Source organism: Halospina denitrificans (assembly GCF_004364635.1).
In the GTDB taxonomy this organism is placed as follows: Bacteria; Pseudomonadota; Gammaproteobacteria; order Pseudomonadales; family Oleiphilaceae; genus Halospina; species Halospina denitrificans.
The window spans coordinates 1-1,267 of record NZ_SOAX01000015.1 but is presented as its reverse complement, the minus strand read 5'-3'; the positions used below and the strand labels follow the sequence as shown (position 1 = coordinate 1,267).

Here is a 1,267-nt window from a genome sequence, read left to right as displayed (position 1 = left end):
GTGTGAGTGATGGCCTCATTCGTTAGTCGGCTTGTATCAGCCGTAAGGCTTAACAGGCTCTGTCACTCTCGGTCTGACCGTTCCGTCATCGCTTGCCGTTGCAAGACTCGGTTGGCAGGCGTGTTCTGCCTGTCGCTGTTGCTCGGCTATCAGCCCTCCACAGGCTGTGACTTAAACTCTGTCTGGTTCATCAGTAGTGCCCATATTATCCGGGCATTCTTCGCTGCCAGCGCCACAGCTGCCCTCTTGTAGCCGCGTCGGTCGACCAGCTCTCTCGTCCAACCACTGAGCCGATCATTCTTATCGGGTAGTTTTGCGATCACCGCTCGGGTGCCATGAATCAGAAGTGTTCGCAGGTATTTGTCGCCGCGCTTGGTGATTCTGCCCAGTCGCACCTTGCCGCCAGTCGAGTATTGTCGGGGCACCAGACCCAGCCAGGCTGCAAAGTGTCGCCCGCTTTTAAACTGCCTTGGATCGGGTGCGCTGGCCAACAAGGCAGTGGCTGTTTGCGGCCCAATACCGGGTATGGCCATCAGGCGCTTTGCTTTTTCGTCGCGCCGGGCCATAGCTTCGATCTCCCGATCGTAGGCCAGGATCTCTTCATCAAGTTGGAGAATGCGCTGGTTAATGTTGTTGAGTAAACGTCGTGCCAGCATGGGCAAGCCGTTTTCGGCATCCTCCAGGATTTCCGGTACCCGTCGCCGTGCGGCGTAGCGCCCTTGGGGAATAATCAGTCCAAACTCGGCAAGCAGCCCGCGAATCTGATTGATCTGCGCGGTGCGTTCCTTGGTCAGCCCACGGCGAATGCGGTGCAGACATAGTGTTGCTTGCTGGTCCTCAGTTTTGATGGGGACGAAGCGCATATTGGGCCTTCCGACCGCCTCGCAAATGGCCTCGGCATCGTTGTCGTCGTTCTTGCTGCTCTTGCGATAGGGAGCCACAAACCGCGGCGCGATGATCCGAACCTCATGACCCAGCTTGGTCATTTCCCGTGCCCAGTAGTGCGCACCAGAACAGGCTTCCATGCCGATCAGACATGGTGGCAACTGCGCGACGAAGGGCAGCAGCTTGGGGCGATTCAGCCGTTTGCGAACCACAACCTTGCCGTGGTGGTCGGTGCCATGAATACTGAACACAGTTTTCGCCAGATCGATGCCGATGGTTGTAACATTCATGATGACTCCCCCTGTTTCAGATTGAAGATCACAGACACCTTCAATGTGCCACATCGATGCTGTGGGAGCAGGGGGAGTCCATATCATTCGTT

Annotated in this window: 1 protein-coding gene; it reads right to left on the bottom strand. The window is 56.7% G+C overall.

Features of this window, described 5'->3' with window-relative positions; genetic code table 11:
* Positions 1 to 149: 149 nt before the first annotated feature.
* Positions 150 to 1,175 (bottom strand): IS110 family RNA-guided transposase, encoded by a 1,026-nt coding sequence (locus tag DES49_RS15425; protein WP_133737331.1) that lies wholly within the window; start codon positions 1,173 to 1,175, stop codon positions 150 to 152.
* Positions 1,176 to 1,267 lie beyond the last annotated feature (92 nt).